The following is a 24,934-nucleotide window of genomic DNA, read 5'->3' as shown; positions in this document are numbered from 1 at the left end:
ACTTGCAGTTGCGCGGCCTTGCGGTACACCTGTGCCACAGCGTGACCAAGGAGAGTGACATGACCGAACCGGCCCCTCAGACGATCTATCTCAAGGACTACACCCCGTTTGGCTATCAGGTAGATTCGGTTCACCTCACCTTTCACCTGTCCCCCACGACCACCCGCGTGGTCAGCCGCATCGAATTTACCCCTCTGCCTGATGCCACGGACAAACGATTCTTTCTGCACGGCGAGCAGCTGAAACTGATCGCTGCCAAAATCGACGGCCAACCCGTGTCCCCCGAGGTCACCCCGCAGGGGCTGACCTGCGATACCCCTGACGCCCCATTCGTCTGGGAAGCCGAGGTCGAGATTGACCCGGCCGGCAATACCGCACTTGAAGGTCTGTATATGTCGAATGGCATGTATTGTACCCAGTGCGAGGCCGAGGGTTTTCGCAAAATCACCTATTACCCCGACCGCCCCGACGTGATGAGCATCTTTACTGTCAGAATTGAAGGCGACGAGAAGGTCCTGTTGTCCAACGGAAATCCAACCGACAACGGTGATGGATGGGCAGAATGGCACGACCCATGGCCCAAACCCGCCTATCTGTTTGCACTGGTGGCTGGCGATCTGATCAACCACCCCGACAGCTTCACCACCGCGTCTGGCAAAGACGTCGAGCTGAACATCTGGGTGCGCCCCGGTGACGAGGGCAAATGCGCCTTTGGCATGGAAGCCTTGAAAAAGTCGATGACCTGGGATGAAGAGGTCTATGGTCTGGAATATGACCTCGACATCTTTAACATCGTCGCCGTTGACGACTTCAACATGGGTGCAATGGAAAACAAAGGGCTGAACGTCTTCAACTCCTCTTGTGTCTTGGCCTCACCCGAAACCTCGACCGATGCCAATTTTGAGCGCATCGAGGCGATCATCGCGCATGAATATTTCCACAACTGGACCGGCAACCGCATCACCTGCCGTGACTGGTTTCAACTGTGCCTGAAAGAAGGGCTGACGGTGTTCCGCGACAGCCAGTTCACTTCTGATATGCGTTCTGCCTCTGTCAAACGTATCTCGGATGTGATCGATCTGCGTGGTCGCCAGTTCGCCGAGGACAACGGCCCGCTGGCGCATCAGGTCCGGCCCGATAGTTTCCAGGAAATCAACAACTTCTACACTGCCACCATTTATGAAAAAGGCGCCGAGGTGATCGGCATGCTGAAACGTCTGGTCGGCGATGAGGCCTACGCCAAGGCGGTGGCTTTGTACTTTACCCGCCACGACGGTCAGGCCTGTACCATCGAGGATTGGCTGCAGGTCTTTGAGGACAGCACCGGCCGCGATCTTAGCCAGTTCAAGCTGTGGTACAGTCAGGCCGGCACCCCGCGGATCACGGCAACTGAAGCTTACGCCGATGGCACCTATACCCTGACGCTGGAACAATCGACGCCGCCCACACCGGGTCAACCCGACAAAGACCCCCGTGTCATACCCGTAGCCGTGGGCTTGTTGGGCCAGAACGGCGACGAGGTCCAGGCCACTCAGGTGTTAGAGCTGACCGAATCCAAGCAGAGCTTCACCTTCGAAGGCTTATCCACCAAACCCGTCCCCTCGATCCTGCGCGAGTTTTCCGCCCCGGTGATCCTGCAACGTGAAACAACCAACGCCGAGCGTGCCTTTCTGCTGGCTCATGACAGCGATCCGTTCAACCGATGGGAAGCGGGCAACGCATTGGCCAAGGAATCGCGCATTGCCATGGTGCTGGACGGCGCCGCACCGGACACTGACTATCTGGATGCACTGACCAAACTGGTCCGCGATGACAGTCTTGACCCGGCCTTCCGCTCGCTGGTCTTGTCGCCCCCCAGTCAGTCGGATCTGGCCCAAACCCTGTTTGAGCGCGGTCACACACCTGATCCACAGGCCATATATAACGCCGCTGAAACCTTTACCCAGACCCTGGCCGAGGCGTTGACCGACAGCCTGCCCCGTCTTTATGCCGACACCACTGTGCAAGGGGACTACAGCCCCGACGCTGCAAGTGCGGGCAAACGAGACCTGAACGCGCGTATCTTGTCCTTGCTGACCCGTCTCGATGGTGGCGATCAAGCGGCCCGTCAGTATGCTGCAGCAGACAATATGACCGTGCAAAACGCCGCATTGGCCAGCTTGCTGAAAGCAGAGAAAGGCACAAGCCAATCGCAGGCCTTCTTTGAACAATGGAAAGGGGACCGGTTGGTGATGGACAAATGGTTTGGTCTGCAGATCGCCTGCGCCGCCCCAGCCAAGGCTGCGGGTCTGGCCGAATCCCTAACCAACCATGCCCTGTTTGACATGAAAAACCCAAACCGGTTTCGTGCCGTGATGGGCGCACTGGCCATGAACCAGGCTGGCTTTCACTACGCCGGTGGCGCAGGCTATCAACTTCTGGCCGACAAACTGATCGCACTGGATGCCCTGAACCCGCAGACAACGGCCCGCATGTGCTCGGTCTTTCAGAGCTGGAAGCGCTATGACCAGCCCCGTCAGGATTTGATCCGCAGCCAGTTGGACCGAATCGCGGCAACAGAAAACCTCAGCCGGGACACAAATGAGATGGTGACAAGGATTCTGAACGGCTAGCCGCGATTTAGCGGTTGAAACGCCGCAAATTCACAGGTCAATCTGGATGGGTATTTTACGCGCCTCAATTTCTGGAGTTCATATAGTGCCCCTTCTTATTGCCATTATCGGGATCGCCACCACGGTCTATTTCTTTCTGAACCGCGCCCGCAATGCGGCCCATCTGGCCGGTGATCTGGTGGATGTTGCAAAGGATGTCCAACTGGCCGCACGGCGGTTCGGCTTTCGCCGCAAAACCAACGTGCATCCAGTTGAGAACGTCGAGGACAGCAACCTCGCGATCGCTGCCTTGGCGATTGCCTTCCAGGAACTTGACGGTCTGCCGACCCGTGAACAGCGCAGCAAATTGACTTTTCAGTTGCAAACTCAACTGCACATGGACAGCGACGCGGCAGAAGAAGCCATTGTTCTGGGCCGCTGGCTGGTCTCGCAATGCGGCGGAACAGATGCCGCAGTCTCCAGATTGTCCCGCAAGGTCTATAGGCTCAGTGGCGCAGAGGCACTGCAACCTTTGATGTCGATCATCAAAGGTTGCTTGGCAGACAGTGGACTTAGCCAGCGCCAGACAGAAGCACTGGACGATCTGCGGACCGCCTTTCGGATATCCAGATCGTAACAGTTGCCCAATGCCAGCAGACCGGAGGTCGCCAATGAGCGAAAACTTCAATTTTTCCAGAAATTCCCGCTCTCCTCAGCTCATTGCGATTCTGGTCACAGTCTATGCGGTTCTAATTGCTCTTCATTTCACCATTGATGCCAGCTGGTGGATCGTCACCGTTTTGGCATTGCCAACATTACCAGCCGCTTGGGACTATTGGCGCGATACTCTCTCCGGTCTTTCGCTCGGCCCGGACCAAATAGAGTGGTACAGCGGCCAACAAACCGGAAAATTGGCCCTGAATAAGGTGAAACTCGCCCGTTTCGACACCAGATGGGACTTTTCCGTACGGGTCACCTTCATCCTGGACAGTGGTAAAAAGCTGCGTTTGCCGCCGCAGGTGGTCCCGCCGCATCGCCAGCTTGAACCAGAACTGCAGGCGCGCGGCATTCAAACTCGGCGACATCACTTTAGGGTCTTTTGATACTGCGCCCCAAGTGATGCATCCCTGGACCGCGTCACGCGAATACCCCAATTCAAAACCCGAAACTCCCCATCCTTGCCCTTTTTGCGCCCCATTGCCGAGGGATGGTAGCTCAACAAATTCTGCTGCCACCTAACCGGATATTGCTGATGCTCAACCTCTCCCGACAGGCGCGAGATACCATCTCTCGAATGGTCAATCCCTTCAAGAGTCGGTTCGGCCTGCCCCAGAAGGAACAGATGGTCGCGCGGGCTCATCCCGTTGACACCACATTTTCACGCATCCGCCCCGAGGACTGCTTATCAATCCCCGTTATGGACCAAGGCGCAGATGACATTGCATGCCGCGACGCTCAGGCACGTGGTCAATATTTAGCCAGACAAGAGCGCTGGGATGAGCTGTCGGCCGAAATCGAAGCCGCAGACAAGGGTCGAGACAAAACCCCAGGCGGCATGCCGGTGTCGGATCTGCTTGCATATGGGGCCCGCGCGGATGTGGTCAATGCCGTTGAACATGCCCTTGGCGAAGGCCACACGGCGGACTCCCGCCCGCTAATCGACGGCATTATGGCCCTCGAGGCGGTGCGGATGCCGTACCGAAACGATCCCTATATCGCAGGTGTAGTGGCTTTGGCCCATATCGACATTGGTTGGGTCTGGCGTGGCACCGGTTGGGAAAACACACTTCCGCCCGTCAACCGACAGCGCTGGTCGGCCCATTTTGATCGCGCCGCAGCCCTGCTGGCCCCGTTCAACAGCACACAACTGAGCAGCCCGTTTCTGGCGGCGACCAGCTGCGCCATGTTACAGGGCAACTGCACGGACGCGATCACTGTCGCCAATGACTATGAGCGTCTGATCAATCTCGACCCTACGGACAGCCGTCACTTCCGTGCTCTTGGCAATCATATGCTACCGCGCTGGTCCGGTACTTATGCGGCTCTCGAACTTGAGGCGCGCCGCACGGCTTCCCGCACCGAGTCTATCTGGGGTGCTGGTGGCTACACATGGGTCTATTTCGATGCCATTTCTAATGACGAACAGGCCTGTGCGCAGGTTGATGTCGAGTTTTTCCTCGACGGGCTGCATGACATCGTAGAAACCCGCCCAACCCAGGAGATGATCAATCTGCTTGCCTCCTACTGTTCAGTAGCCCTGAGCAATGGTCTGGGACTGTGTGAGCAGGCCGATTTACCGCGCTTGCAAATTGCCGAGGCCGCAGATTGGCTGGTCAGGGACCACCTATATGAATTGCATCCGTTGATCTGGGCCCACGCCGCTGACGGGTTTGACAACAATGCCAGAATTACCTCCGCCAGCCGATTTGCGGCCCGTGGCCGCGCCGATGCCTTGCAAATTATTGCAGATCTGTTCCGCGAGGAAATCGATCGGGGTCACAAAGTCACGTTCACCGCCGAGGGTCCCCAACTGACCCATGTCTGAACATCCAATCACAACGCCGAGCAAAAGTGCCACGGGTTCGCAATGCGCAGGATTTGGATTTGCGAAACGCCAGCAACAAGAATGCACCTGTGGTTCTCGTTGCTAAAATAGCTCATATAGAACCAGCACCATTGAAACTGGTAGTGAACCAGTAGTGGGACGCGTCAGGGCAAAAGGCCCTGACAACGTAACTATTGGCTGTCAGCGCTTTTTCATCGCATCCATAAGCGCTGCACCCAACGCGCCTCCACTATCACCACCGCCCTTTTGAGCCTTAGGTCCGGCAGACATCGTCTGTTTGCCGCGCGCACCTTGACCGCCTCCGCCTTGTTTTCCACCCGGCTTACGGTCCGACGGTCTGCCTCGCGCCGCCCGGTCTTCTCGCGATGATGCACCGCCATCCTTGCGCATGGTCAGGCCAATGCGTTTGCGCGGCACGTCGATCTCGGTGACCGTGACCTTCACCACCGCACCTGTCTTCACCACCTCATGCGGATCTTTGACAAACCGGTCTGCCAATTGGCTCACATGCACTAAACCGTCCTGATGCACGCCAATATCCACAAAGGCGCCAAAGGCCGCAACATTGGTGACAGTGCCCTCCAGCACCATACCCGGCTTCAAATCCTTGATGTCTTCGATACCATCGGTAAACGTCGCGGTGACGAAACTGGGACGTGGGTCGCGGCCCGGTTTTTCCAGCTCGGCCAGAATATCACGCACCGTCGGCAAGCCGAATTTATCATCCACAAACGCCTCGGCCTGCACACCCCGCAATGCAGAGGGATCGCTGGCCAACACTCGCAGATCCCGCCCACAAGCCTTTACGATCTTGCGCGCAACACCGTAGGCCTCGGGATGTACAGACGATCCATCCAGCGGCTCAGCCCCATCGCGAATACGCAGGAAACCAGCACATTGCTCAAACGCCCGTGGCCCCAGACGCGCAACTTTCAGCAGTTCCCTGCGCGAGGCAAATGCACCGTTCACATCGCGATGCGCTACAATGGCTTCGGCCAGTCCCGGCCCAAGTCCCGAGACATGCGCCAACAAGGGGGCCGACGCCATATTCAGGTCCACGCCAACCCCATTCACCACGTCCTCGATCACAGCCTCCAGCGACTTCGACAGCTGATGCTGGTCGACATCATGCTGGTACTGTCCCACGCCAATCGACTTGGGCTCGATCTTGACCAGTTCCGCCAGTGGATCCTGCAACCTTCGCGCAATAGACACCGCACCGCGCAGAGAGACATCCAGATCCGGGAATTCCCGCGCCGCCAGTTCGGACGCCGAATAGACCGAGGCTCCAGCCTCGCTGACCACCACCTTGGTCGGCGCCTTGACACCCGGCGGCAACAGCTTCAGTGCATCCGCAACCAAACGTTCTGTTTCCCGGCTGGCGGTGCCATTGCCGATGGCGATCAGCTCAACCCCGTGTTGGACCACCAGCTTCAGGATCGCCGTTTCGGCTCCACGCAGATCATTCTTTGGCTGAAAAGGGTAGAACGTATCTGTCCCCACCATTTTCCCGGTCGCATCGACCACTGCCGCTTTGACACCGGTGCGAATGCCCGGGTCCAGCCCGAGTGTCACCAGCGCACCGGCCGGAGCCGCAAACAGCAGGTCTTTCAAATTGCGCGCAAATACCCGGATCGCTTCATCCTGCGAGCGTGCACGCAGATCGCTCATCAGGTCCAGCATCATCGACAGGCTCAGCTTCACCCGCCAGGCCCAACCAGAAATTTTACGCAACCAGATATCGCCTGGCCCCTTACCGCCAGCCTGAAACTGCGCCGCCACCATAGTCTCTGCCCGGGCAACGCCTTCTTCAGGTTCTGGTCCGATGTCCAGTGTCAGCACACCCTCGTTTGATCCGCGCAGCATCGCCAGTGCGCGGTGCGACGGCACAACAGCCCAGCGCTCACGATGGTCGAAATAATCCGAAAACTTGGCCCCTTTGTCCTGCTGTCCGTCCACAACGCGAGACGTCAAAAAGGCCTCTTTTTGCAAGAAACTCCGCAGGTTTCCCAGCAGGCTGGCGTTCTCCGTCAAGCGCTCCACCAATATGTCGCGCGCGCCGTTCAGCGCGTCTTTCACAGTCTCGACGGCCTCAGAAATATACCGCTCTGCCAACGCCTCGGGCGCGACGGACCGATCCGCAAGAATCGCATCCGCAAGTGCCTCCAGCCCGTTTTCACGCGCGATCATCGCTTTGGTCCGGCGTTTCTTTTTATAAGGCAGATAGATGTCTTCCAATTGCGCCTTGGTCTCAGCCTTGGCAATTGCGCTGGCAAGATCCCCGGTCAGTTTGTCCTGCGATTTGATCGCATCCAGAATACTCACACGCCGGGCTTCCAGTTCGCGCAGATAGGACAACCGGTCAGCCAGTGTCCGCAACTGTGTATCATCCAAGCCCCCCGTCGCCTCTTTGCGGTAGCGGGCGATGAAGGGAACGGTTGATCCTTCATCCAGCAGCGTCACCGCCGAGGTCACCTGCTCGGGGCGGGCACTGATCTGTGTGGCAATGGAATGGGCGATACGGCGGGCGGTATCCACGGCGGCCTCCTCAGGTCTGTTGGGACATCCTTCATACCCCCACTGTCAAAGGCCGCCAAGTGGTCATGCGCGCACAGCCAGAGAATTCGCAACCACTCGCGGATCTGCTATCCGTTAGATCACACCAAGTTTCGCATTTAAACGTTCTATTTCAGCCTCATACCACGCGATAGTCGCCTTGGGGTCCTCGCGAAATGCTTTTGCAAATGACGCTGGAGCCTCGGTATTCTCGTCATATTCGGTGGCCCAAACCATCATGCCCAGAAGTGCGGGTAATAAGGCACGTGCTTTGCGGGTTGGTAGATAAAAAACTTTACTCCGCTTATTCGGATCCACATGACGAGTCACCATTGCTTCGTCTTCCAACCGCGCAAGCCGGTCCGCCAGAATGTTGGTTGATATCCCCTCCTCCGAGGCCGCGAACTCTCCGTAGTATCGTTTTCCGTGCAGCAGAATATCCCTCAGCAGGACAAAGCACCATTTGTCGCCAAAAACCCCGGCAGCATAACGAACTGGGCATCCGGACCACATGATTTTATCAGACTTTTTCATAACGCCAAACTAGCAGAAATATTTTCACTTGCAATTTGAAAGCGCCCAGCCAACAATCCACTTGCAAAATAAAAGTGAATCGGAGAACGAAATGCCCTCACCCTTTGTATGGTTCGACAATATCGGAACGAAGCGGAACGAAACGACTGACTTTCTAGGCAAGACATTCGGTTGGTCGGCCAATGACATCGGCCCAATGACATTTCTGACTGATGAGGGTGAACTGCCCTTTGCCGCGACCTGTGACAGCATGGAAGGTGTCAGCGGATGGGTGCCATATATTGAGGTCGAGGATCTGGAACTCGCCGTAGCCAATGCCGTAACAAATGGCGCAAAAGTCATTGCAGAGAACCTGATTGGCCCTGCCGGAACAGCGACTTTCATGCAAGATCCCGGTGATGCTCCGCTGGCGTTGTGGAAACGGGGTGAAATGGCCAAGCCATGACCAAGCATTTGATTTCTGTAATGGCCTTTATGTTGGTCACATTTGCAGTTCAGGGGTTTTCGCACTTTCTGCTGAATGCAGATCACTTTGCCGCAATGGGGTTCCTGCGAGAGACACCCATAATGCCAATGGGGTTTACCGTGATGATCATTCAAGGGTTTATCTTAAGCCTTGCTCTGTCGCGATGGGGCCCATCACAGCCAAGCCTGCGTGACGCGATGATCATTTCTTTGGCGTTTGGCCTGTTTCTCGCCTCTTACATTGTCCTGACGGAGCCGGCCAAATACACCGTGCCGTCCATTTTGGCCTGGATCAGGGTTGAGGCGACTGCCAGTGCGTCTCAATTTGTACTGTTTGGCATCCTATTGGGATTGATCCACCGAAAGTTCGCATAGAGGCCGAACTCTAATACCGATGCGCCGCCTTCATAGGCTGTGCATCGGCCAAACAAAGTTCAGCTACTTCAATCCAGCAGCTCAGGGGTATGCTCCGCGCCCCAAACGCGAAGCGCCGTCATCATTGGACCAAGCGCCTGCCCACTATCGGTCAAGTGATATTCCCAGCGTGGCGGGTTTTGCGAATATTTCCGACGCTCCAACACGCCGCCCTCTTCCAGCTTACGCAACCGACCTGACAGCGTGTTGGGCGACACTGCCAGTACATCCTGCAAGTCCTGAAACCTTCGCGACCCCTCCAAAAAGAACTCGCGCAGGATCAGCAGTGACCACTGGTCGCCCATCACATTCGATGCCCGTTGGATCGGGCAATTTCGACGTTCATCCTGTTCCATGTATTTTATTTAGGGTCGTCCCTTGCAAATGTGAAGTCACTCCTCATTTTGAAGTGACTACAATAATTGAAGCCACTACGCTCGGAGACCACAATGTTCGAAACCATCGCAACCTACTATGTGCAGGTATTTGCCGTGATCCTGCCTGCCCTTGTCATTGGCTTAATCGCCATTGGCGCTCATCGATCTGGCCTATCCAAGGCCAAGACAGTCGTTGCAATTGGCGGTATCGCGGCCCTGCTTGGGATCTGGCACGCCTTATCCGTCAACTTGGCCAAGGCTGGTATTCTAATGCCGCCACTACAAGCCACCGATCCACCCTATGCCCTGATGCCCTTGCTGGGCGGTGCATTTCTTCTGTGGGCCTTGGGACGTTGGACAGAAACCGGGCGGACCATTCTGGGCGGCCTAGACCATATTCATCTGATCAGCATCCAAAGCCTACGTCTGATGGGTGGGTTCTTCCTGATCGGCTGGGTAATGGGGGATATCCCCTGGCAATTTGCCCTCCCCGCCGGGATCGGAGACATCATGGCCGGGATTGCCGCCATTCAGGCCACAAGCGCTCTGAGCCGTGGCGACGCAAACGCCGAACAACTGGTCCGCCGTGCTAGTATCATCGGATTGTTGGACTTTGTTGTTGCCGTCAGCCTTGGCATCGTCACTTCGGTTGGATTCATGCAGCTGATGGCCTTTGACAGCCCCAACATTATCAATGCCTATCCTCTGGCGCTGTTTCCCGAATACTTTGTGCCGATCTTTATCGCGTTCCAACTGTTCTCCTTGGGCGCGCTTCGCCGTCGCGGCACTCAAATCGCTACCGCATAACCTCTACAAGTGGCCGGACAATGCTCTGGCCACTTGCCCCGCTCCGCTGGCTGGCCTAGAACGCTGGCAAACGTGATCAAAGGAGCCGGTGCGAGATGCTCGACCTGACATATGAACTGCCCAAACCCAAGGTGATCTCGGGTGCCAAGCATGACTGGGAACTGGTCATCGGCCTAGAAGTCCACGCTCAGGTCAGCTCTAATGCTAAACTGTTCTCTGGCGCCTCGACCGAATTTGGCGCCGAGCCGAATTCGAACGTGGCCTTTGTGGATTCCGCGATGCCCGGCATGCTGCCCGTCATCAACGAATACTGCATCGAACAAGCCGTGCGCACCGGGCTGGGCCTGAAGGCGCAGATCAACCTGAATTCGGCCTTTGATCGCAAGAACTATTTCTACCCGGATCTGCCGCAGGGCTATCAGATCTCGCAGCTGTATCACCCCATCGTGGGCGAAGGCGAAGTGCTGGTTGAACTGGGCAACGGTCTGGCCCGTAACGTGCGCATTGAACGTATCCACATGGAGCAGGACGCCGGTAAATCGATCCACGACATGGATCCGAACATGTCTTTCGTTGACCTGAACCGTGTTGGCGTCTGCCTGATGGAGATCGTCAGCCGCCCTGACATTCGTGGCCCCGAAGAGGCCGCCGCCTTTGTTGGCAAGCTGCGTCAGATCATGCGGTATTTGGGCACCTGTGATGGCAACATGCAGAACGGCAACATGCGTGCCGATGTGAACGTGTCGATCTGCCGTCCGGGCCAGTACGAGAAGTATCAGGAAACCCAGGACTTCTCGCACCTCGGCACCCGCTGTGAAATCAAGAACATGAACTCGATGCGCTTCATTCAGCAGGCCATCGAGGTCGAGGCCCGTCGTCAGATCGCGATTGTCGAGGCTGGTGGCAAGGTCGATCAGGAAACCCGCCTGTATGATGTTGAAAAGGGCGAGACCCGGTCGATGCGGTCAAAGGAAGAAGCGCATGACTATCGCTACTTCCCCGATCCTGACCTGCTGCCACTGGAAATCGAGCAAGAGTGGGTCGACGCCATTGCCGCCACCCTGCCCGAGCTGCCAGACGCCAAGAAACTACGGTTCATCAGCGACTTTGGCCTGTCCGACTATGACGCCTCTGTCTTGACCGCAGATGTGGAATCGGCTGCCTATTTTGAGGCCGTCGCCGAGGGCCGTAATGGTAAACTGGCCGCCAACTGGGTCATCAACGAGCTGTTCGGCCGCCTGAAAGCCGACGACGCCGACATTGCAGGCTGCCCGGTCTCTCCGGCGCAATTGGGTGGTATCATCGAGCTGATCTCGGCGGATGTTATTTCCGGCAAGATCGCCAAGGATCTATTTGAAATCGTCTATACCGAAGGCGGCGAACCAGCTGAAATCGTTGAGACGCGCGGCATGAAGCAGGTGACCGACACCGGCGCGATTGAGGCTGCATTGGATCAGATCATTGCCGACAACCCGGCACAGGTCGAAAAGGTCAAGGTCAACCCAAAACTGGCAGGCTGGTTTGTCGGCCAGGTGATGAAAGCCACCGGCGGCAAGGCCAATCCAAAGGCTGTGAACCAACTGGTTGCTCAAAAACTGGGCGAGTAACCCGCGGGTTACAACACGGAAATCAAGGGCGGCCATCGGGTCGCCCTTTTCTTTTGTCACCTCAACTTGACACGCGGGCACGCTAGTCGTTGTCTATGCAAAAATTCAGGAGAAATCATGTCCAACGACTTCATCCAGGAACTGCAGGATCGCCTTGTCCGCTACGCGGCCATCGACAGCCAGAGCGACGCAGACTCGCCCACCGCTCCCAGCACCGAAATCCAGTTCGACATGCTGAAGTTGCTAAAGGATGAGCTGACCGAGATAGGGGCGCAGGATGTGGAGCTGACCAGCTATGGTGTGGTTCTGGCAACCATTCCCGGCACAGCCGTTGGCCCAACCATCGGCTTGCTGGCGCATGTGGACACGGCGCCACAGTTCAATGCGACCGGCGTCAAACCACGGGTGATCAAAGGTTACAATGGGGGTGATATCACCTTCCCGGACGACCCTGATCTGGTGCTTTCCCCGGCTCAACACCCCTATCTAGCAACCAAACAGGGACACGATCTGATCACCGCATCCGGCACTACCCTGTTAGGGGCGGATGACAAGGCCGGTGTGTCCATCATCATGACCATGGCGCGTCACCTGCTGAACAACCCCGATATCCAACACGGCCCCATCCGCATCGGCTTCACCCCGGACGAAGAAATTGGCCGTGGCGTCGGTGCCGACCTCCCCATGGACCTGGCAGCAGATTTTGCCTATACACTGGACGGCGGTGAAGTCGGCGAGATTGAGTATGAAAGTTTCTCGGCTGATGGCGCAGTAGTCACTGTCACTGGCGTTTCCATTCACCCCGGCTGGGCCAAAGAAAAGATGGTCAACGCCATCCACCTGGCGTCGAAGATCATCCAGACCCTGCCGCAGGCGACGATGACACCGGAAACCACAGATGATCGCGAGGGCTTTATCCACGCCACCGACATGACCGGTGGCTCGTCAGAGATGAAGCTGAAATTCATCCTGCGTGATTTTGAGATGGAGGGGCTGGAGGCCAAGGGAGATCTGCTGCGTCAGGTTTGCGCTGCTGTACAAGCCTCTGAGCCACGCGCCAACATCACCTGCGAAATCTCTCCACAATATCGCAACATGCGGTATTGGTTGGAAAAGGACATGGCCCCGGTCGAATTGGCCCACGCCGCCACCAAAGCGCAGGGAATCGATCCCGTTTCGATCCCGATCCGGGGCGGAACTGACGGGTCACGCCTAACCGAAATGGGAATTCCCACTCCAAATATCTTTACCGGCATGCAATGCATCCACGGACCAAAAGAGTGGGTTTCGGTGCAGGATATGGCACAGGCAACCGAGGTTTGTTTGTCTCTTGCAACGCTGGCAGCGGAAAAGCTGGGTAAATAAGCCTCATTTTGGCAAAATGAACTTGGGCAGCCAGCGCAGTCTGGTGCCCAAGTAAGCCCCTTAGCTTCAACCCGAAAATACCTACTCACTCCCGCCAGGCAGCTTTCCCACCTTGGCCTGCCCCCTCGCACTTGCTAAACACAGACAACACACAAACGATCCGGATCCTGATGATGTTCGAGTACAAGGTTGTTCCCGCCCCCGCCAAGGGCACCAAAGCCAAAGGGGTGAAGACGCCTCAGGGGCGGTTTGCCGTGACGATTGAACAGTTGCTGAACGACATGGGCGCAGATGGCTGGGAGTTCCAGCGCGCTGAGTTGTTACCCAGCGAAGAGCGTCAGGGCCTGACCGGGTCCACCACCAATTGGCGCAATGTCATGGTATTTCGCCGCCCAACCGGATCTGTCGAAGAAACTGAGCCCGCTGCTCAAATCGAATCCGTCCCCACAGTTGCACCCGTCCACGCCCCCGAAGCGGTCACCCTGACTGCAACCGCAGGCGACCCCGAGGCCGACACAGATGCTATACCTGTCCCCGGCGCCGGCGCCCGCGAGATGGTGGCCGATGATGGTGTTGAAGAACTAAGTCCGGTCTCGGGCATCACCACTGCCCTAAAAGCACGCGCCCAGCAGCAGCACGACTAATGCTGCTGCCGCTGCTCTGATCAGGCGTCAATATCCATCGCCAGCGCGTGAATACGCGGCACAATATCTCCCAGCGCGCTGTGCACCATGCGGTGACGTTGCACCCGGCTTTTACCGGCAAAACCTGCAGCCCGAATGCGCAGGTTGAAATGGCTCTCGCCTGACCCATCGTGGCCCGAATGGCCCCGGTGACTGTCGCTGTCGTTGATCACTTGCAACTCAGACGGTGCAAATGCCGCTTGCAGCCGCGTTTCGATCTCTTGTGTGATACTCATAGCCTCATTTCCCATATTATTTTCGTTACCCCCTTCTATCTGCCGCTGTGTAGATTAAAGTGTTTGCTCCGAGTCGAATAGATGCGTCGTAGAAGGTGCACCCCCATGAGCAAGTCAGATCCTTTCGGTTTCGATATGTCGGTCCGATCCGCCAAAAAGAAAAACCCGCGCGGGCGGCGCAGTATGTCGGGCGCGTCCGAGACCTCTGTACGTGAATGCCATCACGAAGGTTGCACGGAGGCGGGAAAGTTCCGCGCCCCCAAAGCGCCGGATGTGCTGGATGATTTTTTCTGGTTCTGCCAGGAGCACGTCCGTGAGTACAACGCCAAGTGGAGCTTCTTTGAGGGCACCACCGAGGCCGAGTTGAACGCCCAGTCGTCCAAGGACAAGGTCTGGGAGCGTGAAACCCGCCCCATTGGCGACCCCGAGGCCCGCGCCTGGGCCCGTTTGGGCATCGAGGACCCCCATCAGGTTCTTGGCGCCAATGCCACTCAGAACCCCGGTAAAAACGGCGGTAGCACGGGCAAACGCCTACCGGCCACCGAACGCCGTGCTATTGAAATCCTGGAGGCCAATGATGGTTGGACCAAGATCGAGATCCGCAAGGCCTATAAGAAGCTGATCAAAGTCCTGCACCCCGACATGAACGGCGGTGACCGTAGTCAGGAAGAGCAACTGCAAGAAGTGATGTGGGCCTGGGACCAGATCAAAGACAGCAGAAGCTTCAAAGAAAAATAAGATTATTGAATAGTGTTGAAATCAGGGCGGCTCGGGCCGCCCTTTTTTGTATGTGGTGACTGGTTGGTAGATAGATCCTGATGTCGTTTCAATCCGGCGATATTTATCAAGAGTAAAACTATTAATGCCGTTGAGGCATACGGATGATGCTCAGCTTGAAGCAAAAAACGGAACTTTGCGCCGCTTCGATCAAACGGCGGCAAAAGTCAGGAATGAGCCCAATTTACCTAATGCTGCGGACCGGTCGAATGGCTGCTAAATGAACTGTCACCTATCTCGATTGACTATGATCCGCCTGTCAAATCTTCTGCGAGCATGAGAGCGTTACCATCCGGATCATAGAAAGTTGCTGTCTTGACCATGCCTTCGACAACATCAGTCTCGCCATCGAACTTAACTTTGGCTTGCTCCAAATTCTGCCTCGCGGCGTCCAAATCAGCTATCCCAAACACGGGCACACAATTGCCGGGTGCGGGCTTGGTATGTTCGCCAAGGCCAATTGTTACTCCAACTGTATTCGTTTGAAGTTCTGACCAACCTGCCTCGTCTGCGTGGTAGAGGGTCTCAAATCCCAGCATACTGCTGTACCACTCGGCAGTTACGTGGCGATCCTTGACAGACAGCGAGATAGTGATGGTTTTATTGGGCGAAATAAGAGACATGGTCTTTCCTTTTAGCTCTAAATATAGTAACTATACTTTATGAACATTAAGCTATTTGTCAACATCACTTCAAGAGCTTGGGCATTACCCATTTTATCAAACATGCACGCAGGTATCGCCGGACGACAGGCGCCCTTGTTGGCGGCAACTGGCGCGAGCAGGACCGCTTTCGCACAAAGCATGGATCATCTGATCACGATGGGGTTGTTAGAACGAAACCCCGGTTATGGTCATCCACTGCGTCCAGAATTTCGGCTTACGTCGCTCGGAATATCCGCTGCAGCAATTGCCAACAAAATTCAGAATATTGCCGCTGATGAAGATCAAGACTTGCTCCGTCGGTCATGGACACTACCAGTGTTGACATCACTTCACACACCAAGCCGTTTCAATGACATTAAGCGAAGCTTGCCTTCCATTACGGATCGAGCATTGTCGCATTCGTTGAAAACGATGGAAGTCAGAAGCTGGGTGTGCCGAAGCGTTGATGAGACTGCTCGCCCGCCGAGATCAATTTACGTCGCAGTGAACACTGGCCAAGTGATAAGTCAGGCAACGGCATCTGAAATCAGCTTCGTCTAACAAAAACCAGACGCTCGTTTATAAGTGACGAAGCTCGGGATAGTCCGCACAAATATGCCGTTCACGCAAAAGACAGCGAATGTCCAGCCCTGCCCACTTCTGCATTCCGCACTACCAATCAAACAAAAAGGGCGGCCCGTTGGACCGCCCCTTGTTCATCAGTTCCCCTTGCGAGGCTTGCTTTTGGCATACCCACCGCCGCCTTTGGCTGGGCCTCCCTTGGCGGCCGCGGCGCGGGCCCGGTTCTTTTTGCTGTCAGCCCGGCCCTTGGGGGGAGGCGGACCTTTTTTGCGATCACCGTCACTATGTGACTTGCCGGCATAGGGTTTGCTATCGCCCGACTTGCGCCGTTTTAGTGGGGTTACATGCTCCTCACCCGGACGCGCCATGCGTTCGGACGGGTTTCTGGCTGCTTTGCTGGCAGCTCCCTTTGGCTTTTTCGCACGGGGGGCGGGCGCATCGTTCCAATCGACCGGCGGGGTAGACGGCTTGTTGCCGTATTTGGCGTCGCCGCCTTTTTTGCCCATATCCTCGCGGGGTTTACGATCCTCGCGAGGTTTATAGTCGTCGCGGGGCTTGCGGTCTTCGCGCGGCTTGCGGTCTTCACGGGGGCCACGGGATTTAAAGTCATCACGTGGGCCACGGTCTTCGCGCGGGCCGCGGGGCTTGCGATCATCCCGGCGCGGGCCGTTGCCCTCGAACTTGGGGCGTGGCGAATTGGCGATGTCAGGCGCTTTGTCCAGCTGTGACACTTTCGAGCCTTCAACTTCTGTACCGCCAAGCGCCTTAAGGAAACCGGCGACGCTGCTCTGACGCAGTTCCACATAGCTTTCTTTGCCTTGCACCCGGATGGCACCGATATCGTCCTTGGACAGGTTACCGGCCTTGCACAACATTGGCAGCAGGCGGCGCGGCTCAGCACCGGCATCGCGGCCACCGGCAATCGAGAACCAGACAGACGGACCAAAGGGCTCGCGCTCCTTGCGGGCGCCCTTGTCCTGACCTGGGTCGCTCAACTCTTCGGGCGCAGTGTGGCGCGAGTGGAACAGGCGCAGATAGGCTGCGGCCAGTTGCTCGGGCGAGAAGGTCTCCATCAGGTTAGCCACTGGTGTGGCTTCTGCATCGGTTACAGCTTCATTCCACGACGCATCACCCAACATACGGGCTTCGTCCTGACCACGAACAGCTTCCGCGCTTGGTGCGTTCAGCTCTTCGGCTGTCAGTTTGGCGGACCGCAGCAGACGCATCGCCTTGCCACGGGATTTAGGTGGTACGATGAGCGCAGACACACCGTGCCGCCCTGCCCGACCGGTCCGACCCGAGCGGTGCAGCAAGGTTTCGTGGCTGTTTGGCAGTTCCGCATGAACCACCAGATCCAGCTTGGGAAGATCGATACCGCGTGCGGCCACGTCGGTGGCTACGCAAACGCTGGCCCGACCATCGCGCAGAGATTGCAAGGCGTTGGAACGCTCGGCCTGCGACAGCTCGCCCGACAGCGCCACAACCGAGAAGCCCCGGTTCGACAGACGTGTGGTCAGGCGGTTCACCATGGCACGGGTGTTACAGAACACCAGCGCATTTGGGGCCTCGTGATAGCGCAGCACGTTGATGATGGCGTTTTCGCCGTCACGCTGTGAGACGGCCAGCAGTTGATAATCAATATCCGCGTGCTGCGATTTCTCTGCAACCGTAGTGATCCGCTGGTGATCTTTCAGATAGGTTTCAGCCAGTCGCGCGATGCCTTTGGGCACCGTGGCCGAGAACATCAGAGTGCGACGGGTTTCCGGAGTTTCGCCCAGAATGAACTCCAGATCTTCGCGGAAACCCAGGTCAAGCATCTCATCCGCTTCGTCCAGCACCACGGCGCGGACTTGGGTCAGATCAATTGAGCCGCGCATGATGTGGTCACGCAGACGACCTGGAGTGGCCACAACGATGTGGGTGCCGCGATCCAGCGCCCGTCGCTCGTCGCGCATGTCCATACCGCCGACGGTTGACGCCAGATGGGCACCGGCACCCTGGTACAGCCAGCTCAGCTCGCGCTTGACCTGAAGGGCCAATTCACGGGTTGGCGCAATGACCAGCGCCAGCGGCGCGGCTGCCTGACCAAAACCTTCGTCGTCGCCCAATAGGGTCGGTGCCATGGCCAGGCCAAAGCCCACTGTTTTGCCCGAACCAGTCTGGGCTGAGACCAACAAATCCTTCTGCTCAAGATCAGGATTGCTGACCTCTTGCTGGACCTGGGTCAACGATTCGTAACCGCGCGCCTGAAGCGCCTCTGCGAGTGCTGTTTTCACGATATTCTTTTTCGCTTGCTGCGGGGCACGGCAAAAGGGACAGCCAGCCCGAGATTTTGACGGCACCACCATCGCGGTGGGCGGGGCCCACGTGACCCGATTGGGGGCATGTAATAGGTTTCGAAGCAAAAGTATAGATGTTCTGTCGTTCAAGCAGCTATGCATTCAGAGACAAGCAAACAATCTTTTCTGGTGGACCCACAAGCCCGCCTGACTTGACCGTTTGATCTGAGGGCCGCCTTTTTCAAAGTGCCCCATGTGGTCGTCAGGAACCAGCTGGAGCATAAGACCCGGTCAGGCCTGCTACTTTCTGAATGATGGCCACAAAATCATCACTGATCCAAACGCGCTTAGTTTCCGCAACAGCGTCCGAACCATCCGGAGCTTCTGAGACAAGCACCGTTTTGACGCGCGCACCCCGCTCACAATCATTAAACCCGAAGGCAAACATCACCAAACCCGATGGTAAACACGCGTAGTTCCCCTTGCCCTCGCCGGTAAGATGTTGCACCAATCCGACAAACGGGGCCCCGCCGAAGGGGATTTAAGGACAAGGATCGCGCGTCATGAGCAACGGCTTGCTGGATATCAATGCTAAACCAACCGAGACCATCTCGGTTCGCGATATGTTCGGAATTGACACCGACATGACCATTCGGGGCTTTACCGAAGGGTCAGAGCGGGTCCCAACAATCGATCCCACATACAAATTTGACGCCGACACCACGATGGCGATTCTGGCCGGTTTCTCGCACAATCGCCGGGTGATGATCCAAGGTTACCACGGCACAGGTAAATCGACCCATATCGAACAGGTCGCGGCCCGCCTGAACTGGCCTGCGGTGCGGGTTAACCTTGACAGCCACATTTCCCGGATCGACCTGATCGGTAAAGACGCGATCAAGTTGAAAGACGGCAAGCAGGTCACCGAATTCCACGAGGGCATTCTGCCCTGGGCACTGCGCAACCCGGTTGCGATTGTGTTTGATGAATATGACGCCGGCCGCGCTGACGTAATGTTTGTGATCCAGCGAGTGCTGGAGCATGACGGAAAACTGACCCTGTTGGATCAGAACGAGATCATCACGCCAAACCCACATTTCCGCCTGTTCGCCACTGCCAACACCGTTGGTTTAGGTGACACCACCGGATTGTACCACGGCACCCAGCAGATCAACCAAGCCCAGATGGACCGTTGGTCGTTAGTTGCCACGTTGAACTATCTGAGCCACGACGCCGAAACCATGATCGTGCTGTCCAAAGCACCGCATTACAACACAGAGGCCGGCCGCAAGACTGTCAGCCAGATGGTGACCGTGGCCGACCTGACCCGCACGGCGTTTATGAACGGCGACCTGTCCACAGTGATGTCACCCCGGACGGTGATCAACTGGGCGCAAAACGTCGAGATTTTCCGCAACGTGGGCTATGCCTTCCGCCTGTCGTTCCTGAACAAATGTGACGAGCTGGAACGCCAGACCGTTGCCGAGTTCTACCAGCGGTGTTTCGACGAAGAACTGCCGGAAAGTGCAGCGAACGTGAGCTTGGGGTAAACAGACAGGACCGAACAGATGCACATTGGGTTGATTGGCGGGATAGGTGTAGCAGCCACGGTGGTCTATTATCAGCGCCTTACGGCGGCGGTAGACCACATGGGCGGAAAACTGGATCTCACCATCAGCCACGGTGATATTCTGCCCCTTATTCGCAACAATCTGGCAGATGACCGTCAGCCGCAGGCAGAAATTTTTGCGCGCCAAATTGATCGCCTTAGGGACGCGGGTTGTGACTGCATTGCGCTTACTTCTTTGGGAGCTCATTACTGTGTGAGCGAGATGAATGAGTTGTCCTCTCTGCCCGTAATTTCCGGTGTAGCGCCGTTGGACGAGTATTTTGTTTCACAAGGTGTGAAACGGGTGGGCCTGCTAGGTACCCGATCAGTCATGACAACTCGCCTTTTTGGCCAACTAAAACAGACCGAAGCAGTGGCACTTGATGATGAGATCGACACGCTGGGGCAGAGTTATCAGGACATTGCTGTTGCAGGCACTTGCACTGACGAACAACGGGTACAGTTGCTAGACGCCGGACGGCGGATGATTGTGAACCATAACGCCCAAGCTATTGTCTTGGCCGGCACCGATCTAAACTTGGCCTTTGACAACCAAAGCCCGGAGTATACCGTTATTGACGCGCTTGATGTGCATGTATCGGTTCTGGCCGATCTGGCCACCGGACGCCGCAACCTCGACGAAGTGGCGATGAGCAAATGAAAAAACCAAACGACAATCCAGCTGATCCGTTCAAAAAGGCCCTCGCCGAGGCCACCAAGGTCATGGCCAATGATGCCGAGTTGAGCATCAATTACACGGTTGATCCTTCCGGTCTGTCTGGCGATGCCATGCGGCTGCCGCAGGTGTCGCGCCGGATGACCCGCCAAGAAGTTCTGCTGGCACGTGGCACGGCTGACGCTTTGGCGCTGCGCCACAAGTTCCATGATGATGGCGTGCACGCCAAATATGCCCCCCCCGGTGACATGGCCCGTGATTTATACGAGTCGATGGAAACCGCCCGCTGCGAGGCCATGGGCGCGCGGCATATGCCCGGCACCGCCAGCAACATCGACGTCAAAATCCACAACGAGGCCCTGCGTAAGGGCTATGACCAGTGCAAGACAGCCTCTGAGGCGCCACTGGCCGTGTCCGCCGGCTATCTGATCCGCCATCTGGCCACCGGTCGTCCACTGCCCGAAGGGGCTGCCAATGTGATGGAGCTGTGGCGTGGGTTCATCGAAAACCAGGCTGGTGATACGCTGGAAAACCTGGACGATAAGATCGACAATCAGGCTGAGTTCGCGCGGTTTGCCCGTCAGGTGATCTCAGATCTTGGCTATGGCGACCAGCTGGGCGATGACCCCGACAACCAGGATGATGATCAGGACGATCAGGCCGAAGACGACGCCGATGAGCAGAACGATCCCGATAGCTCGGGTCAGGACGATGCTTCGGACGATGAGGCTGACGCCGATCCCGAGCAAAGCCAGGAACAGCAGCAGGACGAACAGCAGGCTCAGGTCTCAGCCGATGAGATGGCGGACGAGGAAACCGGCGAAGAGACCGAGATGCCGGATGGCGAGGCGCCGCTGGAGCCACCTGCCCCGATGCCTCCGTCCGATGCTGATCCCGACTACCGGGTCTATCTGGGCGACCACGACGAGGAAATCCGCGCCGAAGACCTGGCGGAACCGGCTGAACTGGAACGGCTTCGCGCCTATCTGGATCAGCAACTGGAACCGCTGAAGGGCGCTGTAAACCGACTGGCCAACAAACTGCAACGCCGTCTTCAGGCGCAGCAGAACCGCTCGTGGGAGTTTGATCTGGAGGAAGGCATTCTGGATGCCGGCCGTTTGGCACGGGTGGTGGTCAGCCCCACCACACCGCTGTCGTTCAAGATCGAGAAAGACACCGAGTTCCGCGATACCGTGGTGACCTTGCTAATCGACAACTCCGGCTCGATGCGGGGACGACCCATTTCGATTGCAGCGATCTGTGCCGACGTTCTGGCCCGCACCCTGGAACGCTGTAACGTCAAGGTTGAGATCCTCGGCTTTACCACCCGGGCGTGGAAAGGCGGGCAGGCACGTGAAGTCTGGCTGAACGATGGCCGTCCGCAAATGCCAGGCCGTCTGAACGACCTGCGCCACATCATCTACAAAAGTGCCGACGCCCCGATGCGCCGCACCCGGCCCAATCTGGGTCTGATGATGAAAGAGGGCCTGCTGAAGGAAAACATCGACGGTGAGGCGCTGGAATGGGCGCACCGGCGGATGGCGGCGCGGCAGGAATCGCGCAAGATTCTGATGGTCATTTCGGACGGCGCCCCAGTGGATGACAGCACCCTGTCGGTGAACCCGGCCAACTATCTGGAAAAACACCTGCGCGACGTGATTGCCATGGTGGAAAAGAAAAAGATTGTCGAACTACTGGCGATTGGCATCGGCCACGACGTGACCCGCTACTACAACCGCGCGGTCACCATTACGGATGTAGAACAGCTGGCTGGCGCGATGACCGAGCAGCTGGCGGCGTTGTTTGATTCTGACCCGCGCGCGCGTGCCCGGGTGATGGGGATCAAAAAGGCCGGCTAACGCGCCTCTTGCCTCTGGCGAGAGTATTTGGAACAAAAAGAAACGAGGGCGCGCCATCGGACTGGCGCGCCTTTTTGTTTAGTTTGCATTGGAGCACCCTGCATGTATCAGACATTTGATGTGACCGCCCGCCCGGAACAGGGCCCGCCACGATTGCAGGCTCTGCGTCTTGAGATCACCGCCGAAGGGTTGGACGGATTTCTGGTCCCGCGCGCCGATGCACATCAGGGTGAGTATGTCGCGCCGCGTGATGCTCGGCTCAGCTGGTTGACCGGGTTCACCGGGTCAGCAGGTTTCTGCGCCGTTCTGCAACACAAAGCCGGCGTCTTCGTCGACGGGCGCTATCGCACTCAGGTCAAGCGTCAGGTGGCGGATGAGTTTACACCGGTCCCCTGGCCCGAGGTCTCGCTGGCGGGTTGGCTAAAGGAAAACCTGCCCAACGGCGGTCGCGTTGGCTTTGACCCGTGGTTGCATGCCGCCGGGCAAATTCAGAGCTTACAGTCAGACTTGCAGAACAGTGGAGTAGAGCTGGTGCAAGTGGGAAATTTGGTGGACCGGATCTGGTTGGACCAACCCGATGCCCCGATGCAGCTGGTTCTCCCCCATGCTCTGACCCACGCAGGCGAGAGTGCCGACGCCAAATGTGCCCGACTGGCCAAGGATCTGCAGCAAGCCGGCCAGTCGGCGGCGGTGATCACCCTGCCCGACTCGATCATGTGGCTGCTGAACATTCGCGGTTCGGACATTCCCCGCAATCCTGTGGCACAGGGGTTTGCCATCCTGCATGACGATGCGCGGGTTGATTTGTTCATGGCTGAAGAGAAATTGACGGATCTGGCGGATCATCTGGGATCTACAGTGACACGGCACGTCCCAGATGGATTTCAGGCTGCAGTTGCCGCCTTGAATGGGATCGTTGCGGTGGACAAGACTACGGTGCCGCAAGCTTTGGCTGATGTTTTGGGGGATCGCCTGATCAACGCCGGCGATCCCTGTGCCCTGCCCAAGGCACGTAAGAATAACGCCGAGATCGCCGGCAGCGCTGCCGCACATCTGCGGGATGGCGCAGCCGTGATCGAGCTGCTGGCCTGGCTGGATGCACAGGCGCCCGGTAGCCTGACCGAGATCGACGTGGTGGTCAAACTGGAAGAGCTGCGTCGCCGCGATCCGGATCTGCGCGACATCAGCTTTGAAACCATATCTGGAACCGGCGAAAACGGCGCAGTCATGCACTACCGCGTCACCGACGACAGTAACGCTGTGTTGCAAGATGGGGATCTTCTTGTTCTGGACAGCGGCGGCCAGTATCTGGATGGCACCACTGATATCACCCGCACCCTGCCTATCGGCGCGCCGGGTCCGCAGGAACGCGCAGCCTTTACCCGGGTGCTGCAGGGGATGATTGCCATGTCCCGCCTGCGCTGGCCCAGGGGCCTGGCTGGGCGTGACATCGAAGCCGTGGGCCGGGTGCCGCTGTGGCTGGCGGGGCAAGATTTCAATCACGGGCTGGGCCATGGTGTCGGCGCGTTCCTAAGTGTGCACGAAGGACCGCAACGTCTAAGCCGGGTCAGTCATGTGCCCTTGGAAGTAGGAATGATTCTGTCAAATGAGCCGGGCTACTACCGCGAAGGCGCCTTTGGCATCAGAATTGAGAACCTGCTGGTGGTCGAACATGCCCCGGACCTGCCAACCGCCGACCCTGAGCGAGAAATGTTAAGCTGGCGAACCCTGACTTACGTTCCGATTGACCGGCGGCTGATCGACGCAGAGATGCTGACCAAAGGTGAACGGGACTGGCTTAACAGCTATCATCAGGAGGTCGCAGCCAATATCAGACCCAACGTTAGCCCCGACGCACAGTCCTGGCTGGATAATGCAACCGCGACAATCTGATACATAGCTGCTAGACAATCCCTTCGACGCCCACATTTCAATAACGACAGGACCCACATCATGACCGAGATTCGCATTCGCAAGGCCATTGGCACCTGGGTTGTCCGCTCTGGGGGCGCCGTTTTGGGCGAAAGCACCAATGCGCTGGAGCTGAGCGAAGGTGATCTGGCTCCAGTTATCTACTTCCCGCGCAACGATATTGCCATGGTTCTGCTCGACCGGAGTAGCAAGACCACCCAGTGTCCATATAAGGGCGACGCCAATTATTTCTCGATCGTAAACAAGTCAACGGTAACCGAGAATGCAGCCTGGAGCTATGAAGACCCCATCGAAGCGGTTGCTGAGATCAAGGACCATCTGGCCTTTGTTCTGGATGATTCCGTCAAGGTTGAACAATTGTAAGCAAGACCGCTA

Annotated in this window: 23 protein-coding genes; 17 read left to right on the top strand and 6 right to left on the bottom strand. The window is 57.2% G+C overall.

Annotated elements, in window-relative coordinates; translation table 11 throughout:
- Window positions 1-59 precede the first annotated feature (59 nt).
- The 4 genes from pepN (at window position 60) to EBB79_RS06270 (ending at window position 5,136) form a co-directional block, all read left to right on the top strand.
- Window positions 60-2,612 (top strand): aminopeptidase N, encoded by a 2,553-nt coding sequence (gene pepN / locus EBB79_RS06285; protein ID WP_127748109.1) that lies wholly within the window; start codon window positions 60-62, stop codon window positions 2,610-2,612.
- Window positions 2,613-2,697: 85 nt separating this feature from the next.
- On the top strand, window positions 2,698-3,228 hold the full coding sequence (locus EBB79_RS06280) for a hypothetical protein (RefSeq protein ID WP_127748108.1): 531 nt from the start codon (window positions 2,698-2,700) through the stop codon (window positions 3,226-3,228).
- A gap of 34 nt (window positions 3,229-3,262) precedes the next feature.
- Window positions 3,263-3,694 (top strand): hypothetical protein, encoded by a 432-nt coding sequence (locus tag EBB79_RS06275; RefSeq protein ID WP_127748107.1) that lies wholly within the window; start codon window positions 3,263-3,265, stop codon window positions 3,692-3,694.
- Window positions 3,695-3,843: 149 nt separating this feature from the next.
- Entirely contained in the window at window positions 3,844-5,136 is a 1,293-nt protein-coding gene (locus EBB79_RS06270) for a hypothetical protein (protein ID WP_127748106.1), read from the top strand.
- Between the two features lie 201 nt (window positions 5,137-5,337).
- Here EBB79_RS06270 and EBB79_RS06265 read toward each other — a convergent pair whose 3' ends face one another.
- Window positions 5,338-7,695 (bottom strand): Tex family protein, encoded by a 2,358-nt coding sequence (locus EBB79_RS06265; RefSeq protein WP_127748105.1) that lies wholly within the window; start codon window positions 7,693-7,695, stop codon window positions 5,338-5,340.
- A gap of 114 nt (window positions 7,696-7,809) precedes the next feature.
- Window positions 7,810-8,247, bottom strand: a complete 438-nt coding sequence (locus tag EBB79_RS06260; protein ID WP_127748104.1) for a winged helix-turn-helix transcriptional regulator — start codon at window positions 8,245-8,247, stop codon at window positions 7,810-7,812.
- Window positions 8,248-8,338: 91 nt separating this feature from the next.
- Between EBB79_RS06260 and EBB79_RS06255 the strand changes: the two genes are divergently transcribed.
- Window positions 8,339-8,692, top strand: coding sequence for a VOC family protein (locus EBB79_RS06255; RefSeq protein ID WP_127748103.1), 354 nt, complete (start codon window positions 8,339-8,341; stop codon window positions 8,690-8,692).
- Entirely contained in the window at window positions 8,689-9,087 is a 399-nt protein-coding gene (locus EBB79_RS06250; protein WP_127748102.1) for a hypothetical protein, read from the top strand. Before EBB79_RS06255 ends, EBB79_RS06250 begins: the two co-directional genes overlap by 4 nt.
- A 68-nt stretch (window positions 9,088-9,155) precedes the next feature.
- Here EBB79_RS06250 and EBB79_RS06245 read toward each other — a convergent pair whose 3' ends face one another.
- On the bottom strand, window positions 9,156-9,482 hold the full coding sequence (locus EBB79_RS06245; protein ID WP_127748101.1) for a winged helix-turn-helix transcriptional regulator: 327 nt from the start codon (window positions 9,480-9,482) through the stop codon (window positions 9,156-9,158).
- Window positions 9,483-9,575: 93 nt separating this feature from the next.
- On the opposite strand from EBB79_RS06245, the gene EBB79_RS06240 reads away from it, so the two are divergent.
- From EBB79_RS06240 to EBB79_RS06225, 4 genes are all read left to right on the top strand, one after another.
- Entirely contained in the window at window positions 9,576-10,310 is a 735-nt protein-coding gene (locus EBB79_RS06240) for a hypothetical protein (RefSeq protein ID WP_127748100.1), read from the top strand.
- Window positions 10,311-10,405: 95 nt separating this feature from the next.
- Window positions 10,406-11,917, top strand: a complete 1,512-nt coding sequence (gatB, locus tag EBB79_RS06235; RefSeq protein WP_127748099.1) for an Asp-tRNA(Asn)/Glu-tRNA(Gln) amidotransferase subunit GatB — start codon at window positions 10,406-10,408, stop codon at window positions 11,915-11,917.
- Window positions 11,918-12,034: 117 nt separating this feature from the next.
- Window positions 12,035-13,282: a peptidase T gene (gene pepT, locus EBB79_RS06230; RefSeq protein ID WP_127748098.1), complete on the top strand. Its 1,248-nt coding sequence runs from the start codon at window positions 12,035-12,037 to the stop codon at window positions 13,280-13,282.
- Window positions 13,283-13,449: 167 nt separating this feature from the next.
- Window positions 13,450-13,926: a DUF4177 domain-containing protein gene (locus EBB79_RS06225; RefSeq protein WP_127750901.1), complete on the top strand. Its 477-nt coding sequence runs from the start codon at window positions 13,450-13,452 to the stop codon at window positions 13,924-13,926.
- A gap of 20 nt (window positions 13,927-13,946) precedes the next feature.
- On the opposite strand, the gene EBB79_RS06220 is transcribed toward EBB79_RS06225, so the two are convergent.
- Window positions 13,947-14,201 (bottom strand): BolA family protein, encoded by a 255-nt coding sequence (locus EBB79_RS06220; RefSeq protein ID WP_127748097.1) that lies wholly within the window; start codon window positions 14,199-14,201, stop codon window positions 13,947-13,949.
- 105 nt (window positions 14,202-14,306) lie between these two features.
- Between EBB79_RS06220 and EBB79_RS06215 the strand changes: the two genes are divergently transcribed.
- Window positions 14,307-14,939 (top strand): DnaJ domain-containing protein, encoded by a 633-nt coding sequence (locus tag EBB79_RS06215; RefSeq protein WP_127748096.1) that lies wholly within the window; start codon window positions 14,307-14,309, stop codon window positions 14,937-14,939.
- A gap of 284 nt (window positions 14,940-15,223) precedes the next feature.
- Here EBB79_RS06215 and EBB79_RS06210 read toward each other — a convergent pair whose 3' ends face one another.
- Window positions 15,224-15,601, bottom strand: coding sequence for a VOC family protein (locus tag EBB79_RS06210; RefSeq protein WP_127748095.1), 378 nt, complete (start codon window positions 15,599-15,601; stop codon window positions 15,224-15,226).
- Between the two features lie 39 nt (window positions 15,602-15,640).
- Between EBB79_RS06210 and EBB79_RS06205 the strand changes: the two genes are divergently transcribed.
- The gene (locus tag EBB79_RS06205; RefSeq protein ID WP_127748094.1) at window positions 15,641-16,183 is read left to right on the top strand and encodes a winged helix-turn-helix transcriptional regulator; all 543 of its coding nucleotides are present in this window, start codon (window positions 15,641-15,643) and stop codon (window positions 16,181-16,183) included.
- A gap of 158 nt (window positions 16,184-16,341) precedes the next feature.
- On the opposite strand, the gene EBB79_RS06200 is transcribed toward EBB79_RS06205, so the two are convergent.
- Complete coding sequence (locus EBB79_RS06200) at window positions 16,342-18,480, bottom strand: DEAD/DEAH box helicase (protein ID WP_164860750.1); 2,139 nt, start codon at window positions 18,478-18,480, stop codon at window positions 16,342-16,344.
- 566 nt (window positions 18,481-19,046) lie between these two features.
- Here EBB79_RS06200 and cobS point away from each other — a divergent pair.
- The 5 genes from cobS (at window position 19,047) to EBB79_RS06175 (ending at window position 24,922) form a co-directional block, all read left to right on the top strand.
- The gene (cobS, locus tag EBB79_RS06195; RefSeq protein ID WP_127748093.1) at window positions 19,047-20,033 is read left to right on the top strand and encodes a cobaltochelatase subunit CobS; all 987 of its coding nucleotides are present in this window, start codon (window positions 19,047-19,049) and stop codon (window positions 20,031-20,033) included.
- 18 nt (window positions 20,034-20,051) lie between these two features.
- On the top strand, window positions 20,052-20,753 hold the full coding sequence (locus EBB79_RS06190; RefSeq protein WP_127748092.1) for an aspartate/glutamate racemase family protein: 702 nt from the start codon (window positions 20,052-20,054) through the stop codon (window positions 20,751-20,753).
- Window positions 20,750-22,627, top strand: a complete 1,878-nt coding sequence (gene cobT, locus EBB79_RS06185) for a cobaltochelatase subunit CobT (RefSeq protein WP_127748091.1) — start codon at window positions 20,750-20,752, stop codon at window positions 22,625-22,627. The genes EBB79_RS06190 and cobT overlap by 4 nt, the downstream gene beginning before the upstream one ends.
- Before the next feature lie 102 nt (window positions 22,628-22,729).
- Entirely contained in the window at window positions 22,730-24,520 is a 1,791-nt protein-coding gene (locus EBB79_RS06180; protein WP_127748090.1) for an aminopeptidase P family protein, read from the top strand.
- A gap of 60 nt (window positions 24,521-24,580) precedes the next feature.
- Window positions 24,581-24,922 carry a DUF427 domain-containing protein gene (locus EBB79_RS06175; RefSeq protein WP_127748089.1) on the top strand — a complete coding sequence of 114 codons (342 nt, stop codon included), beginning with the start codon at window positions 24,581-24,583 and terminating at the stop codon, window positions 24,920-24,922.
- Window positions 24,923-24,934: the final 12 nt, after the last annotated feature.

This window comes from Parasedimentitalea marina, from assembly GCF_004006175.1.
GTDB classification, from domain to species: Bacteria; Pseudomonadota; Alphaproteobacteria; order Rhodobacterales; family Rhodobacteraceae; genus Parasedimentitalea; species Parasedimentitalea marina.
The sequence above is the reverse complement of the archived record's forward strand: the minus strand, read 5'-3'. Positions and strand labels throughout refer to the sequence as shown.